The sequence below is a fragment of the Mucilaginibacter terrae genome, assembly GCF_031951985.1.
Lineage (GTDB): Bacteria > Bacteroidota > Bacteroidia > Sphingobacteriales > Sphingobacteriaceae > Mucilaginibacter > Mucilaginibacter terrae_A.
In genome coordinates this window covers 3476511-3492490 of record NZ_JAVLVU010000001.1, presented here as the reverse complement: position 1 = coordinate 3492490, position 15980 = coordinate 3476511, and the positions used below count along the sequence as shown (strand labels likewise).

Here is a 15980-nt window from a genome sequence, read left to right as displayed (position 1 = left end):
AATGTAAAAGTGCTTATACGGCTAAGAATGGGGGAATAGTTATACTCATTTAATATATTTTTGAGTAGATCAATTTACCTGAAAAATTTACAAATGAAACATTGCCTGAAATTTATACTGTTTTTAATACTTATAATATTGGCTGTAAGCACATTTGCACAAACTGCGAAAGATCTGATTGAAGAAGGCTTACAACTTAGCAATGCAAAAAATTATGCAGCAGCTATTGAAAAGTATAAAGCAGCACTGGCAAATGATACCGCTAACACCACGGCTAAATATCAGTTGGCTTTTGCCTTAAATGCAACCGGTAAAGGCGTCGAAGCGTTGCCTTATTTTAAAGAAGTGTTAAAAGCAAACTCTTCAACTGCAGTTTTACAAAGTAGCTATACTATAATGGCCGGTATTTATGACCGCTTGGGCCAAGCACCTAATGCCATAAGCAATTATAAGTTGGCTATTGGATTAGACTCTGCTGATTATGCGCTGCATTACGGTTTGGGACTGGCATACTTTAGGAATAAACAATATTCGCAGGCTGAACAAAGCGCTATTAACGCCATAACACTGGCTCCATCCCAACCCGCCAATTTACGTTTGTATGGCCTGGTTACCTTTCATCAAAATGAACGCGCATCGGCATTGCTGAGCCTTTGCCGCTATTTATATCTCGCCCCCAACGGCAACCGTGCCGAGGAGGCGTACAGTAATGTACAAAGCATTTTGCAAGGCGGTAGGTTAAAATTAGAAGCCGGCGTAAAGCCCCCAAAGCCCGGCGCTGAAAGCCTGGAGCTTAACCAAGCCATTACCGATGCGGTTAAAGAGGTTGAAAAACGCCGTTATTTTGCACCTGCAGATAAGTTTACCGAACAACTGCAGGCCATTTTTGCCGCAATTGGCAGCCTTGCCCAAAAGCAAACCGGTAACCGGTTCTTCCGTACGCAATTGGCGGCACGGTTTTACAAGCTAAGCCAATCGGGACACATGCCAGCCTTTGCGCGGTACATCAGCCAAAGTCAGGATAAAAGTGCGGCCACGTGGATAGCATCGCACGGGCAAGTTGTTGAGGCTATGAAGAAGTGGACGGCCGAGAATTAAAGGTAAGTTAATCCCTCAATTTTTTGCCCTTCATAAAACACAGGCTGAAAATTATCATCAGCCAGTTCGCAGGAAGCCGATATGCCCATGAAATTTACTTCACCAAATATGCTGGCTATGGCAGCATCAGCGGCATCGCGTCCGGTAGCTATTTTTACCAGGCCATTTAGTGGCACCAGTTTAGTGGCATCAAATATGATCCACTCGCTGCCTATGTAGGCCTCAAAACAGGCATGAAAATCGGGCGGATTAAGTTGATAGGCATAGCCGGTAAAATACCGGGCAGGAATATCGAGCGCGCGGCAAAGAGCAATACCTAAATGGGCAAAATCGCGGCAAACGCCGGCCAGCTCGGCAACGGTATCATAGGCCGATGTTTGCGAGTTGGTAGAGCCGCTCAGGTATTCTACGTTGTCGTGTATCCAATTGGTTAGCGCTAAAAGACGTTCAAAAGCATTATCAATGTAGCCAAACTTGTTGTTTGCAAAACGAAATAACTTATCCGATTGGCAGTAACGACTGGGGAAAAGATAAGGCAGCACCGATGCATCCATTTCGGCAATGGGTACCTTGATCAGGTTTGCGGTAGGGGTTTGCTTGAACGAGGTATCGATAACTGCACTGTAAGCTATGTTTACGGTGCAGGGTTCGGGCACCTCAAGCCTTATAAAGCGGCTTTCGCCATGTTGAGGTGCAATTTCTTCAATTTTATAATAGGGATCAACCGTAAAAGTTTCCTCAAGCACAGCCTGGGCGGGAGTTCGCAGGGCATGTATGTTAAGAATAAAAGTAGTAGGTTTAAGTACCTCGTATCCTAATGTGCCTGCAACCCTGAATTTCATACTTTTTTACGTTTTTTTGTTGGCTTTCCAATTTTGTTCAACACCGTATCCATCCATTGGTTTGGAATATTCTTCAACGCTGTTTTTAATTCTTTATCCCACCGCGCCGATACGGCCGAAAGGTCTTCCTGCTCAAAATGGTGCTCTATCATATCAAAGCTGCCGTTTTTATACAGTGCTACATCAATCGGAAAATCAACATCAGCAGCGCTGATCCGGGTTGAGTCGAATGATAGAAAACCGGCTTTGAGTGCCAATTTCATACTGGTATCCTCGTTCAATATACGGTTTAAAATGGCTTTACCTTGTGCCGCATTGCCAATTATTACATAAGGCGCACCTTGCCCCAGTTCAACCCAGTTACCTTCGGGATAAAGCAGGAAGAGTTTGTGCTCTTCATCATCCTTCATTTGTCCACCTATGATGGTGTTAAGGTTAAATTTAAAGCCGGCCTTTTCCAATGTTTCGCGGTCTTCTTCGCCTACGCGTTTAACCTGCTCACCAAAGGCATTCACCACTTTATACATTTTGTTGTACTCTTCAATGTTGCCCTCCAGTAACTCATCAAAATAAACAATGGCTTTATCGCGCACCGAGCGCAGGCCGCTGGTCATGATAAATATGGAGCAATCGGGTTTTTGAAGCGTGGTTAGCTTTTTTTTGATGGTAACATCATTACCCGAAGTTATGCGTGTATCGGCAATGGCCACCAGGCCTTCTTTTACTTTAATGCCTAAGCAGTAAGTCATAGCAACTAATATTCAATCAGGGGATATATTCAGCGGCGCAAAGTAGCGTAAATTAATATGCTATTCAAGAAAAATTAATGCTGATGTTGGTACAAGGGGGATAAAAAAAAGAAGCACATGATAACCACTCGCTGCTTACCTGTGCTCCTATACCTGTTGTTAACATGCTATTTCTCCTAAAGGGATCTACTACTTCTATTTAGGAACACTATTAACTTACTGTCAAATTTATTTCAGATGAGGGAATTGCGCAATACCCGGTTACGGTGATTTTTGCATTTTACCGGTTATTTAAATTGCACATAAATAGCTATGTTTAAGCCGTGTTATCGCTTAGTCACCAGGTATTTTTAGAAGTAGCTACGCACCTTAGTTTCTCTAAGGCGGCCAAAGCGCTTTATATAAGCCAGCCGGCCATAAGCAGGCATATAAAAGTGTTGGAAGAGCAATATCACTTTGCCCTGTTTGAGCGTAACGGTAACCACATTAAACTTACGGCAACCGGGCAAAAAATATTTGCCTATTTACAGGAGGCCCGCGAGATTGAACGCAAGATTGATTACGAAGTAAGCATTTCACGCAACCAATTAGATGCCGAAGGCAGCCTTAAATTGGGTGCCAGCACTACAGTTGCGTTGTATATCATCCCTAAAATACTGTCGGAGTTTCACAAAGCCCTGCCCCAAATTAACATACAACTGGTTAACCGCAATACCGAAAACATAACCAACGCCCTGCACGACAAATTGATTGATGTGGCCATTGTTGAGGTAGAAAGTAAACTCAATACCCTGCAATACGAGTATTTTACCACCGATAAGGTAATTGCCGTTTGTGCCGCAACCAGTCCTATTGCTGCCCGGGGCATACTATCATTACCCGATTTGCTTACCATACCCCTTGCCCTGCGCGAAAATGGTTCGGGCACCTTATCGGCTTTAAGTAGCGAGCTTAAAAGGCATAGCATTAGCATAGCACAACTAAACACCCGTGTAAGGCTGGGTGGTACCGAGGCTTTAAAGAATTTTATACTCGAAGATTTATCACTCGGGTTTTTACCGCAGCGGGCTGTGCTAAAGGAGCTTGACCGTGGAGAGTTGGTAGAAGTACAAGTAGAAAACCTGCAAATCATCCGCGAGTTTTTCTTTATCACCCGTAAAGGCGATAACTTTAGTCTCAACAAAAATTTTATCCGTTTTGCCAAAAACGGGTTGAGCTAATGGTGTTATGAGTTATCCATATATTGTATAACCTTCCGGTAAACTCAGTAAATATATTTGCTGTTACCCTTTTTAATAAGGGGTTGCCGCTATGTTAGATTTACAAGTACATTCATTTATAAAAGGCTTGGTTTGTCCGGTATGCCATGAGCATTATCCGGCGCACGTTATTAATACCTTTTGCTATAAAAATGAGTGCAATACCTCGTTATATGCCGAGTACTATTTGCCGCAAAACCTTAACCCCGATGAGTTTTTAGCCGGGCGGCCAGCAAACATGTGGCGTTATCATGAATTTTTACCGGTCGAATCGCCCGACAATGTAGTTACCATGGGAGAGGGGTTTACACCTATACTGCCGCTAACTAACCTGGAATATATAACCGGCGACTGTGAGGTGTTATGGAAAGATGAGTCGGGCAACCCTACAGGGTCATTTAAAGCGCGTGGCATAGGTGCGGCGGTATCAAAGGCAAAGGAATTAGGTATAACCAATATGGTAACACCTACTGCCGGTAATGCCGGTGGTGCATTGGCTGCGTATTGTGCCAGGGCCGGTATTAAGGCGCATGTTTATATGCCCGTTAAAACGCCTCAGGTATTTAAAGATGAATGCCGTTTATACGGTGCCCGTTTAGTTGAGGTAGACGGCAATATAGCCGATTGCGGCAAACTGGCGCATCAGGAGGCTACGGCCAATGGCTGGTTCCAGGTATCTACCTTAAAAGAACCGTACAGGCTGGAGGGCAAAAAAACCATGGGTTATGAAATTGCCGAGCAACTGAAATGGCAGGTGCCCGATGTAATACTGTACCCAACCGGTGGCGGTACTGGTTTGCTGGGCATTTGGAAAGCTTTTGATGAAATGGAGGCAATGGGTTGGATAGGGAGCAAGCGGCCACGCATGGTAACCGTACAATCTGAAAGCTGCAATGGCATTACCCGCGCTTTTCATGAAGGGGCCGCAAGCGCCGAATTTATAGACGGCGGTTTTACCGTAGCTAACGGACTGCGTGTGCCCAAACCTTTTGCCGATAAACTGATACTGAAGGTACTGCGCCAAAGTAACGGCACGGCCATTACCGTAAGCGATGCCAATATGGAAGCTGCCTTAAAGGAGATTGCTGCCAACGAAGGTATGCTTATAGCGCCCGAGGGAGCTGCTTTATGGCACGCGTTTAAAAAGTTGAAAGCCGATGGCTGGATAGGCTCAGGGGAACAGGTGTTGCTGGTAAATACCGGTAGTGGTTATAAGTACCTGGAAAACCTGAAGATTGAGTAGGAATTAATTATTTTGAACCGAAAGTAACTACGCGGGTCTGCCTTCTTGTTAGAGAAGTTATTGTCGGAATATTTGTGCCTGTATTACCCGCAGCTTGCATGAATAATTTATGCTGCGGGTAATCAGGACTTTTTGTTGTTTGGTTTAGTTTGAACAAGTGCTTAAGCCTTTTTAACCAAGGCATAGGTTAACACCGGTTTGCCGCGTGTACCGCCATCAGGGCCAAAGCTTATAAATTTTAATTTGTACACGTTACCTGCCGAATCTTTTATAACATAAAACCTGTCGGTTCTTACACCTACGGTACCGCCGCTTGTTACGCGCCAGTTAGAGCTGATAGTGTTGCGGCCGCTTGAAAAGGTAGTATTGGCAATATTGGCTTCGGCGTAAGCATCGTAGCTAACAGTGCTGGTTAAAACCTCGGCAGTTTGTGTGCCGCCTAAGTAATTGGTGAATACCAGATCCGAAAAACCATAGGGGAAGGTAGCGGTGTAATAAATGCTGTAACCCCATACAAAATCCCAGTTGGCTTTGGCTGGCTCAACCTCAACCGCACCCTTGGCAAATGATATATACCTGAAGTTATAAGCGCTGTTTTTGGCGATGCTTAAAGTTTGAAACGTGGTTTCGCCCAATTTGGCGTATTGCAGGGTGTAACCACCGGTTGCGTTACGTAACACACGCACTTTTATTAAATCGGCCACGGGCAGTATAATACCCGAACCACCGGCACGGTTAATTACATAAACTTTGTTATCGGCATCAGTGGCAGATACGGCGCCAATAACGGTTTTGGTTAAATCTCCTTGCGGATCATCAATGGCGGCTAATGTACCCTGCCCTAAGCCAATTACCAGGCTTGCCGTGTTTACATCAGCAGCTGTAACACTGTTAATATCGGTTTTATTAACAACCACAGCCGATGCGCCGATGGTGTTATTTAGAATTACCCTGAAATCGGTACCGCTGTAAAAGCCCAGATCCCAATCGTTACGTAAAACACTGGTTTGTTTATTGGCGCTCAGGTCAACGTATACCGAGTTAACTGCTGCTGTACCGCCGTCTCCACCCTCCAACGTAAGCTGGGTACCGGTTGATACGATAGATGAAAAGCTCAATTGTAACTGAGCAACGCTTCCGGCTAATACCGATTGAGTGGCCGTTTCAATTTTGAAAGCAATTGATTCGGTGCCGTTCAAAAACAAGTTAGCTGCTTTGTTAACCTTAATGGTGGCTGTGTTGCTTCCTGCCGGTACACTAACCGTTATTTTACCATTAGATGCTGCCGGAACCGTGGTAAAATCGGTACCATAAGTTACGCCGGTGGCTACTAACGAAACTGTTACATCGGTAGCTGCACTTACGTTGCGGCTCAGGGTAAGTTTTACATCGGCCGAGGTTTGGTCTGACGTAAAGCCCTGCTTATCGGCCTGGAACACCACAACGTTGTCGGCCAACGGCGGATCGTTCTCTTTACATGCCGTAAAAAGAATGACCATTGCACACATGATAGATAATAGTTTTTTCATTTTTTATGAGTCTGTTTATTGATTTTGATTATTTAGAAAATTGATAGTTAAAGCCTAAAAAGAAAGATCGGCCGTAACCAACCGGCACTGCACCACCTGTACTGTGAGCACCGCCGCTATCTTGCGAGGTATTGTTTACGCGGGTTACGTTAAATACATTGCGTATACCCCCGTTAAGGGTGAGTGTGCGGTTGATGATTTTGTTGACGCTAAAATCGGCCGTGTTAAAGGCCGATACCGATGCCCGTTGAATAGTTGTGGTACCGGCGTTGTTTATGTACTCGTAAGACGGACGCTTGCCAGTGTATTTGTAAAACAGGGCTACACTGGTTTTCCATTGGGTAATGGTATAAGCAATGTTGCTGTTTACCTCCGGACTCCAGCTCAGCTGGGGTATGGTAGGGTCTTCGTTTTTAAGCTGATTGTAGCGGCCGGTATAGTAAAAACCCAATGTTGCCTGCAAATTTTTGTAAGTAAGGGTGTTTTCCATGGTGCCACCCACGGTTTTATAACGGTCGATGTTAAGATAGGTAGTGATAGAGCCGTTGCTGGCATCAAAAGCGGTACCTATAAAGTTGTGGAACTGGTTATAAAAGCCGCCAACAACTGAGCGCAGCTTAATGGTTTGCTGGTTTAGCAGTTGCCATGATAGTGTGCCGTTGTAACTGTTTGAGTACTCAGCTTTAAGATTAGGGTTGCCTATGATGGAGTGGCTGGCATCAAAAAAGTTAAAGTATAGCTCGCGCAGTGCAGGCGACCGGTACCCGTAAGCGTAAGCTACCCGCAAATCAAGCGTGGGCGATAATGCAACCTTGGCATTAAAGGATGGTATAACCGGAGGCGCATCATACACCGAATTGTGTATAACCCTAAAACCCGGACGCAGGCTGAATTTGCCTAAAGCAATTTCGGAAGAGGCAAAAAAAGAGTAATCATTAATAGTGGGCGTGCCTAAAATTCGGTCGCCGGTGCTGCCGGTAAGGTTAACCTCAAAGCCGGGCTGCAAATTAACATGTTCCGAAATTTTGTATTGTGCAATACCCCTGATGAAGGTATTATCAAATTTAGCAACAGCCTGCTCTGAAGCGGTTGCAGTTAAAAAGCGGGTTCCGGTGGCGTGGTTAAATTCGGTAGTTTGTGTACGTCGGCTATAATCGGTGTACGAGGCGGCGAAGTTAAAACTTAAAGCATCACTCAAGCGCGTGTTACCCTGCAACTCGTGCATGTAGCGGTGCGTAATAAACTTCTGATCTTTTGATACATTGGTGCTGGCGTTAATAGCGCCATCGCTTATAATGTCTTCATCGGTTGCATTTATGCGGTACCAAACCTTAAATTTTTGATTGGCATAACCCGCTGTAGCATTAGCCAGCCATTGATTTTTGGGTAGCCAGGGCTGTAGGCCATTGCCGGGTTTCCAACCGCCAAAATTATTACGGCTTACATCGGCACCCGCATTCCAGCCTTTGTTTTGCCATTTTAAGTTAAGGCTGGCGTTGTGGGTTCCGCTTTTGTTAAACGTGTCGTATTGTTTACCTGCACTTTCCTCCTGTACGCGCACGCCCACCAGTAAACTGTTATTGCCTGTGGCTGCCTTTTTGGTTATTAAGTTTATAACTCCACCCAAAGCATCAGTGCCATACATAACCGACATAGGCCCTTCCACAATCTCAATTTTCTCAATCATGTTAACATCTATCTGCCCAAGGCTTTCGCGGGTATCGCCACGGTCTAACAGGGGGGTGCCGTCAAGCAGTATCTTAACACGCTGGCCACTTACGCCCATCAGGTTAATATCGGTAGTGCCAAGGGTGAGGTCGTTGGCAAAGCGTACGCCAAGCTCGGTGTTAAGTACCTGTTGTATGTTGCTGGCGCCCCGCAGTCGTATACGCTCGTTATTAATTGTACGCACCTGGTATACCGAGTTTTTTACCGATTGCGGCTCAAACTGTCCGGTAACTATTACATCATTCAACTGAAAAGCAGTTTCTTTTAAAGTGATGTTGGGCAGGGTTAATGTTTTACCGGCGGTAACAGTAATACTTTGTTGCTGTTGTACATTGTTCATAAAACTAAAAGCCAACTGATGATTCCCCTCCGGTACCGATAAGTTATAGCTTCCATTGTACTGGGTTAACGCAGCTTGCCTGCCATCTACTAAAATGCAAATGGCGTCGGCAGGTTTACCGTCGCTTGTTAATACCTTGCCGGCTACGCGCCCCTTACTTTGGGCAAAAACTATAGCGGTACCTGTAATGAATAAAAAAAATAGGGTAAATACCAGTTTCATTTATTTAGACTGATTAAAAATAACGAGTGCAAATGTGTATCATTGTAACCGGAAAGCATCAACGCTAAACGGATTTTTATCAACGCCTAACGGATTTTATGAATATCACTATCACATCGGCCTCTCATGAGGCTTTAAATCTCCAGCTGAAATATCCAAGAGAGTTTTCGGGACTAAAGCAACTGGAGGAACGATATTCGCACAGTACTGCCACCTGGGGAAACCTGTATATAAACGAATTATGGTTTGACGGAGCCTGCGTTTTTCAAAGCACTATAGAAGCCAATAAACCCTGCCGCTTAAGCATGCAGTGCGACAACTCTTGCTGGTTAATGAACTTTTTGCTGGATGGAGAGGTAATCACGTCACATGGCAACAAGAGCAACATTATGCTAAAAGCCGGACAGTATAATTCTTTGTATTGCTCCGAACTTAATATTGAAGCAGGCATTAAACAAACCACGCGTATATTTTCGGTTTGCTTAACCCGCCGTTTTATAAAGCATTTATTTTGGAAAAGTCCTGTTTTTAATGATGGCGATTTGGCAAACGAGTCTAAAACCATTTTTGTGACAGAGAACCAACCCATTACACAACAACTCAAAGCCATTATATCCGAAATTAACAAGGCCGCACAACCTGCTTACATTCGCCGTATATACCTGGAGGGGAAGATATTGGAACTGCTATCATTACAATTAAAAAACAGCCTGTTAGAGCCGGTTGAGCAACCGAGGCCAGCTACTAATAATGATTTGCAAAAACTGCAAGCCGTAAAGCAATTGCTCGAACAAAACATTAAAACACCGCACTCGCTTAATGAGCTTGCCAAAAAGAGCGGGCTTAATGATTTTAAACTAAAAAAAGGTTTTAAAGAAACATACGGCCACACTGTATTTGGTTACCTGGCCGAATTGCGTATGCAAAAGGCACAGTCGCTGCTGCAATCGGGCTTAACCGTTAGCGAGGTTGCCGATACTGTAGGTTATAAAAACGCGCACCATTTTACGGTTGCCTTTAAAAAGCGTTTTAATTTACGGCCAAGCGAGGTAGGTAATAAAAATTAAAAGCTGCATCTGTTACCAAATGCAGCTTTTAGCTCCCTCCAAACCGACGAAAGCCGGGGTGAGGTAATTATTTCGATAAACTCTCAAATTCTTCTTCAGTCAACTCAATATCTGCCGCTTTTAAGTTTTCGTGCAAATGAGTTACCGACTTGGTGCCCGGAATAAGCAATATATTATCCGAACGTTTAAGCAACCAGGCCAAAGCTATTTGCGCGGTAGTTGCCTCGTACTTTTCGGCAATATGCTGTATTTTTTCGGCCAGCTTATCTGGTCCAGATGCCAACGGATACCATGGAATAAAGGCTAAACCTTGCTCGGCGGTATAATCCAGTACCTCTTCCCATTGGCGATTGCCCAGGTTATAGAGATTTTGTACCGATACAATAGGTAGCAACTTACGCACGCGCTCTATTTGCTCCACATTAACTTCTGATAGGCCTACGTATTTGATCTTGCCTGCTTCAACGGCCTCTATAACCGGCTTTAGCGTTTCCTCAACGGCAATGTTAGGGTCAATGCGGTGCAACTGCCACAAGTCAATGGTGTCTACTTTCAGGCGTTCTAAACTGCCTTCGATGTTGGAGCGAATATAACCGGCATCGCCGTTAGGTACCCAATTGTTGGGGCCGGGGCGGTTAAAGCCGCCTTTAGTGGCAATTACCAACCCTTGCTTATATGGGTGAAGGGCATCGGCAATTAAAGTTTCGTTGAATTTAGGACCATACGCCTCGGCGGTATCAATAAAGTTTACGCCGCTGGCAACAGCTTCCTGTAAAACTTTTATGGCATTTTCGCGGTCGGCAACCTCGCCAAATACACCGTTTCCGGTTAATTGCATGGCTCCATAGCCAAGGCGGTTAATTTCTAACTCGCCACCTAATTTATAAGTTAATGATGATTTTGCAGATGACATTTGTTGTGTTTTTCAATTTACAACACAAGGTAATTTTAAAAGTTCGGCATTAGTATGGGTATACCGTTTTTATGGTTTTAGGCTGACGAAAGCGTATCACCCATATCCCCCCAAAAAAAACGCCCGCCGTTATTAACGGAAGGCGCTGTATATTCAAGTTTGTAATTGGAATACTAAAATGGCAGATTATCTGCCTCAGTAGAGCGGTCGTAATCCGCATCGGCATCTTCACTTTTAACGGTTTGCTTGTTATCATCAAAATCGCTTTTGCGGCCCAAAACAGTAAAGTTCTCGGCTACAATTTCGGTAGTATATTTTTTTATACCTGTTTTATCTTCAAAAGATCGGGTACGCAGTTTGCCTTCAATATACACCAGCTTACCTTTTTGTAAATACTTGGCTGCAACGTCGGCTAATCCGCGCCACATTACTATATTGTGCCATTCGGTTTGTTCAACTTTGCGGCCATCTTTATTAAAAGTTTCTGACGTGGCCAATGGAAAACTTGCTACCGAAACATTACCCTCAAGGTATCTTATTTCAGGGTCTTTACCTAAGTGGCCTACCAAAATTACTTTATTTATTCCAGACATGTTTTAGTTAGAAAAAAGAGAATTGTTTTCAAATTTAAAAAAATTAGTTAGAAATATAAAAACGATTTTGGGTAAAGCCAGCTTTTCCAGGTTTTCAAGGTCGGTGTAAAACCAATCCGGCTCCATATATACAGGTTGATTTTTAACCTTTATAAACCTTATTGTGAGCCGCTGATGGGTAAGTATGTGTTTTTGAAGACCAAAAACCTCTTCCACTTGCGGGTTTGGACCAAAATAATGCAGGGTTAGGGGTTGAGTAACAATTTCGTGAGCAGGCAGCAAGGTATCGGTTTCAACCAATGGCAGGTCGTACAAACCCGTCCAAATATCGTTTCCGGTACGCTTGTTCATCAAAATTTCATTGCCGTTTAAAACTAAAAAATAGTTAAAAAAACGCTCTTTAACTTTTACTGTTTTAAGCTTAACCGGCAGTTGAGTAGTGGCATTGGTTTTAAAGGCCTGGCATCCCAAACTTACCGGGCAAATGCCGCAGGCCGGATTCTTGGGCTTGCATAAAGTAGCGCCAAATTCCATCATGGCCTGGTTGTGCAAGCCGGGTTCCTCTTTATTCAATACCGCATCGGCCAGTTGTTGAAAAAGCTTCTTTCCTTTAGTGCTATTTATTGGTTCATCAATTCCAAAATACCGGGCCAATACCCGGTATACATTCCCATCAACCACTGCCCGTGCCTCATTTACCGCAAATGATGATATAGCTGCTGCCGTGTATTCACCTACACCCTTTAACTTAATAAGTTCATCATAAGCCGATGGAAAAACACCCTTATGCTCATCGCGAACCAGTTGGGCTGTTTTTAACATATTACGGCCGCGCGAGTAATAGCCTAAACCTTGCCATAGCTTTAATATATCATCCTCGCTGGCATTGGCAAAGGCTGTTACGTTAGGGTAAGCGGCTAAAAAGCGGTTAAAGTAAGGCATACCCTGCTCAACCCGTGTTTGCTGCAATATGATCTCCGACAACCAAATTACATAAGGGTCGGTTGTGTGCCGCCAGGGCAAATCGCGTTTATTTTGGTGGTACCAAAGCACCAGTTCGTTGGCAAAATTCATGAGTTTCAAAATTAAACATTAGCATGTTGTAAACGCTAAAAGCAGTAGTACTTTATATAGATGTTATAACACATTGTAAAAAAAAGCACATTTATTTCAAACTTTGCAATTAAAGCCATACTTTTGCAACCCCAAAACAGTTAAGTATTTACATAAAATTATTAATAGAAAACAGGATATGACTAAGGCGGAAATTATAGCTGAAATATCAACCAAGACCGGGATTGAGAAAGTAGACGTTCAGGAGACTGTTGAGGCGTTTTTTAAAGTAGTTAAAACCTCTATGGTGAGTGGTGAAAACGTATATGTTAGAGGTTTCGGAAGTTTTGTTGTAAAAAAGAGAGCAAAGAAAACAGCGCGTAACATTTCTAAAAATACAGCAATTATTATACCTGAGCATTTTGTACCCAGCTTTAAGCCAGCCAAAACTTTTGTTGAGAAAGTAAAATCAGGTAACAAAACTAAAACTGCAAAAGCTTAATACATTATATGAAAGCAAAACAAATAGTTGCAATTGTTGCCGTAATAGCGATTATGGGCTATTTGTATGCGCAGCCCGTAAAAGGGCTGGTTAAGCCAAAAGAAGAGCGCGCCGCACCTGGCAAAGCCGGTGCACAGGATGAGCACGAAGGACACGACCATGAGCACGAAGGCGCACAGGTTGATGTAGCTACGGTATCAACACCTGCAAAAGCAACTATTGGCGGCGAAGCTTCTGAAAAAATAAACGCACTGGAGGCCGGACTTGCAAAAGCATCGGCCCCGGCGCAAAAACAAAAACTGCAACTTGAGCTTGCAAAAGCATGGGATGCTGCCAACCAGCAAGCTCCTGCTGCTTTTTATTACATGGCGCTTGCGCAGGCCAATAATAGCTTTGATAACTGGATAAACGCAGGTAACCGTTTTAACGATGCCTACAAGTTTACCCAGGATACAGCGGTACAACCGGCAATGGTTAAAAATGCTATCACGGCATTTAAAGCTGCAAGAGCAATTAAAGCCGCCGATTTAGAGGCACAAACAGGTTTAGGTATAGCTTATGTTAACCAAACCAGTTTGGGTATTACCGATGCCGAAGGCGGAAGCCCGATGCAAGGTATTACCTTATTGCTTGATGTGGTAGCCAAAGACCCGGATAATTGGAAAGCCAACCTTAACTTAGGTCAGTTTGCCATGAAATCGGGCCAGTTTCAAAAGGCGGTTGACCGCTTTAGCAAAATGGTGGCCATGCCCGAAAGTGCACAACGAAGCAAGGTTGAGCCATATTTTTACTTAGCCGAAAGCTATAAGCAATTAGGTAAGAAAAAAGAAGCCATTGAGGCTTACCAAAAATGTAAGGAATTAATGGGCGACCCTGCTATGGGCCATACTATTGACAACTATATTAACGAATTAAAAAATTAACCCTTTAAAAAATTATTATTATGCCAAGCGGTAAAAAACGTAAAAGACATAAAATGGCTACCCACAAACGTAAAAAACGTTTAAGAAAAAACAGACATAAAAAGAAATAAGCCGTTTACAACGGTTAGTTTGCCTGCAGCTGCTTATGGTAGTGGCAGGCAATTTTTTTATTGAAGTTTTTATCCTCATATTGTACGCGGCCTTATGGCCGCAATTTGAAGAAATGGAGTAGCAGTTGATAAAAGAATTAATTATCGATTCATCCCCTAACGGGGCAACTATTGCCCTGTTACAGGATAAACAACTCGTTGAACTTCATAAAGAGCAAATAACTAACAATTATACTGTTGGTGATATTTACCTGGGCCGCGTTAAAAAAATAATGCCCGGGCTTAATGCTGCTTTTATTGATGTGGGATACGAGAAGGATGCTTTTTTGCACTACCTGGATTTAGGTCCGCAGGTGCAAAGCCTGCTCAAATTAACTAAACAGGTACGTGGGGGTAGTTACCAAACCAAGTTATTAGATGATTTAAAGCTGGAAGGCGACATCAACAAATCGGGTAAAATATCTGAAGTGTTGGCCAAAAACCAGCTTATACCGGTACAAATTGCCAAAGAGCCCATTTCAACAAAAGGGCCAAGGCTAAGTTCCGATTTATCTATTGCCGGCCGCTACGTGGTGCTGGTGCCGTTCTCGGATGTGATCTCTATATCTAAAAAGATAAAGAGCAATACTGAGCGTACGCGCCTGCGCAAAATTGTAGAAGGTATAAAACCAGCAAACTTTGGTGTAATTATCCGTACCGTATCAGAGGGTAAGGGTGTAACCGAAATGCAAAAAGACCTGCTTGATTTAATATCAAAGTGGGAATCTTTCATGACGCGTTTACCCGCAACCGATCCTTCAAAAAAGATATTAGGCGAAATTGACCGCACATCAACTTTGTTGCGCGATATTTTGAACGCCGATTTTCAGCACATCTACGTAAACGAAAACTCAATTTTTGAGGAAATAAGATCGTACGTGCACGAAATATCACCTGATTTGGAGAGCATCGTTCGCCTGCACAAGCACCGCGACCCTATATTTGAGCATTACGGCATTGAAAAGCAAATTAAATCGGCCTTTGGTAAAACCGTAAACCTGGCCGGTGGAGCATACCTGGTAATAGAGCATACCGAAGCGCTGCACGTTATTGACGTAAACAGCGGTAACCGGACAGCCAACAAGGAGAATCAGGAAGACAACGCCCTGCAGGTAAACAAAGAGGCTGCGCGCGAAATTGCCCGCCAGCTGCGCCTGCGCGATATGGGCGGCATTGTGGTTGTTGATTTTATTGACATGCACAAGCCCACCAACCGCAAGGAGCTGTTTGATTACCTGCGCGATGAAATGGCGCACGACAGGGCCAAGCATACCATTTTGCCGCCGAGCAAATTTGGTTTAGTGCAAATTACACGTCAGCGTGTAAGGCCCGAAATGAATATCGTAACCAGCGAGGTTTGCCCGAGCTGTCACGGTACAGGCACCATAAGGCCAACCATTTTGCTAATGGATGATATTGAAAACAACTTCAATTACATCTTGGTTGAGCAAAACGAAAAAGGTATTACGCTTTGTGTACACCCGTACATTGAAGCTTATATTAAAAAGGGCTTAGTAAGCCGCCAAATGAAATGGTACTTTAAGTACGGACAATGGATCAAGGTAAAAGGTAACCCCTCGTACCAGATCACCGAGTTCCACTTTTTGAACGCCAAGGATGAGGAAATTAAATTATAATGTGCTGATGTGTGAATATGCAGATGTGCAAATTTCAAAGGCTCCGTTTTCGGGGCCTTTGTTGTTTTAACATTACAAATTCAGCTAAATATATTAGCATTTTAATTATCTTTACATCGCATTTGCACATCCA

14 protein-coding genes are annotated in these 15980 nt (G+C 43.6%); 7 read left to right on the top strand and 7 right to left on the bottom strand.

Features of this window, described 5'->3' with window-relative positions; translation table 11 throughout:
- Positions 1-93: 93 nt before the first annotated feature.
- Positions 94-1098, top strand: a complete 1005-nt coding sequence (locus QE417_RS14740; RefSeq protein WP_311951231.1) for a tetratricopeptide repeat protein — start codon at positions 94-96, stop codon at positions 1096-1098.
- On the opposite strand, the gene QE417_RS14735 is transcribed toward QE417_RS14740, so the two are convergent.
- Both QE417_RS14735 and QE417_RS14730 read right to left on the bottom strand, forming a co-directional pair.
- Positions 1095-1940, bottom strand: a complete 846-nt coding sequence (locus tag QE417_RS14735) for a transglutaminase-like domain-containing protein (protein WP_311951230.1) — start codon at positions 1938-1940, stop codon at positions 1095-1097. The genes QE417_RS14740 and QE417_RS14735 overlap by 4 nt on opposite strands.
- Positions 1937-2689: a peptidase gene (locus tag QE417_RS14730; RefSeq protein WP_311951229.1), complete on the bottom strand. Its 753-nt coding sequence runs from the start codon at positions 2687-2689 to the stop codon at positions 1937-1939. Before QE417_RS14730 ends, QE417_RS14735 begins: the two co-directional genes overlap by 4 nt.
- Positions 2690-3012: 323 nt before the next feature.
- On the opposite strand from QE417_RS14730, the gene QE417_RS14725 reads away from it, so the two are divergent.
- Both QE417_RS14725 and QE417_RS14720 read left to right on the top strand, forming a co-directional pair.
- Entirely contained in the window at positions 3013-3909 is an 897-nt protein-coding gene (locus QE417_RS14725; protein WP_311951228.1) for a LysR family transcriptional regulator, read from the top strand.
- A gap of 91 nt (positions 3910-4000) precedes the next feature.
- Complete coding sequence (locus tag QE417_RS14720; RefSeq protein WP_311951227.1) at positions 4001-5191, top strand: threonine synthase; 1191 nt, start codon at positions 4001-4003, stop codon at positions 5189-5191.
- 161 nt (positions 5192-5352) lie between these two features.
- Here the strand turns inward: QE417_RS14720 and QE417_RS14715 are convergent, their stop codons facing one another.
- Both QE417_RS14715 and QE417_RS14710 read right to left on the bottom strand, forming a co-directional pair.
- Positions 5353-6720 carry an HmuY family protein gene (locus QE417_RS14715; RefSeq protein WP_311951226.1) on the bottom strand — a complete coding sequence of 456 codons (1368 nt, stop codon included), beginning with the start codon at positions 6718-6720 and terminating at the stop codon, positions 5353-5355.
- A 28-nt stretch (positions 6721-6748) separates the two neighbouring features.
- A complete protein-coding gene (locus tag QE417_RS14710) occupies positions 6749-9010 on the bottom strand; it encodes a TonB-dependent receptor (protein WP_311951225.1) in 2262 nt (753 codons plus the stop codon).
- A 98-nt stretch (positions 9011-9108) separates the two neighbouring features.
- Between QE417_RS14710 and QE417_RS14705 the strand changes: the two genes are divergently transcribed.
- The gene (locus tag QE417_RS14705; RefSeq protein WP_311951224.1) at positions 9109-10077 is read left to right on the top strand and encodes a helix-turn-helix transcriptional regulator; all 969 of its coding nucleotides are present in this window, start codon (positions 9109-9111) and stop codon (positions 10075-10077) included.
- Positions 10078-10144: 67 nt separating this feature from the next.
- Here the strand turns inward: QE417_RS14705 and QE417_RS14700 are convergent, their stop codons facing one another.
- The 3 genes from QE417_RS14700 to mutY all read right to left on the bottom strand — a co-directional run bounded on the left by QE417_RS14700 (position 10145) and on the right by mutY (position 12657).
- Complete coding sequence (locus tag QE417_RS14700) at positions 10145-10990, bottom strand: aldo/keto reductase (RefSeq protein ID WP_311951223.1); 846 nt, start codon at positions 10988-10990, stop codon at positions 10145-10147.
- 173 nt (positions 10991-11163) lie between these two features.
- Positions 11164-11583 (bottom strand): single-stranded DNA-binding protein, encoded by a 420-nt coding sequence (locus QE417_RS14695; protein ID WP_311951222.1) that lies wholly within the window; start codon positions 11581-11583, stop codon positions 11164-11166.
- A 3-nt stretch (positions 11584-11586) separates the two neighbouring features.
- The gene (mutY, locus tag QE417_RS14690) at positions 11587-12657 is read right to left on the bottom strand and encodes an A/G-specific adenine glycosylase (RefSeq protein ID WP_311951221.1); all 1071 of its coding nucleotides are present in this window, start codon (positions 12655-12657) and stop codon (positions 11587-11589) included.
- Positions 12658-12814: 157 nt separating this feature from the next.
- On the opposite strand from mutY, the gene QE417_RS14685 reads away from it, so the two are divergent.
- The 3 genes from QE417_RS14685 to QE417_RS14675 all read left to right on the top strand — a co-directional run bounded on the left by QE417_RS14685 (position 12815) and on the right by QE417_RS14675 (position 15847).
- Positions 12815-13138 carry an HU family DNA-binding protein gene (locus tag QE417_RS14685; protein ID WP_446670069.1) on the top strand — a complete coding sequence of 108 codons (324 nt, stop codon included), beginning with the start codon at positions 12815-12817 and terminating at the stop codon, positions 13136-13138.
- Positions 13139-13146: 8 nt separating this feature from the next.
- Complete coding sequence (locus QE417_RS14680; RefSeq protein WP_311951219.1) at positions 13147-14061, top strand: tetratricopeptide repeat protein; 915 nt, start codon at positions 13147-13149, stop codon at positions 14059-14061.
- 235 nt (positions 14062-14296) lie between these two features.
- The gene (locus tag QE417_RS14675) at positions 14297-15847 is read left to right on the top strand and encodes an Rne/Rng family ribonuclease (RefSeq protein WP_311951218.1); all 1551 of its coding nucleotides are present in this window, start codon (positions 14297-14299) and stop codon (positions 15845-15847) included.
- Positions 15848-15980: the final 133 nt, after the last annotated feature.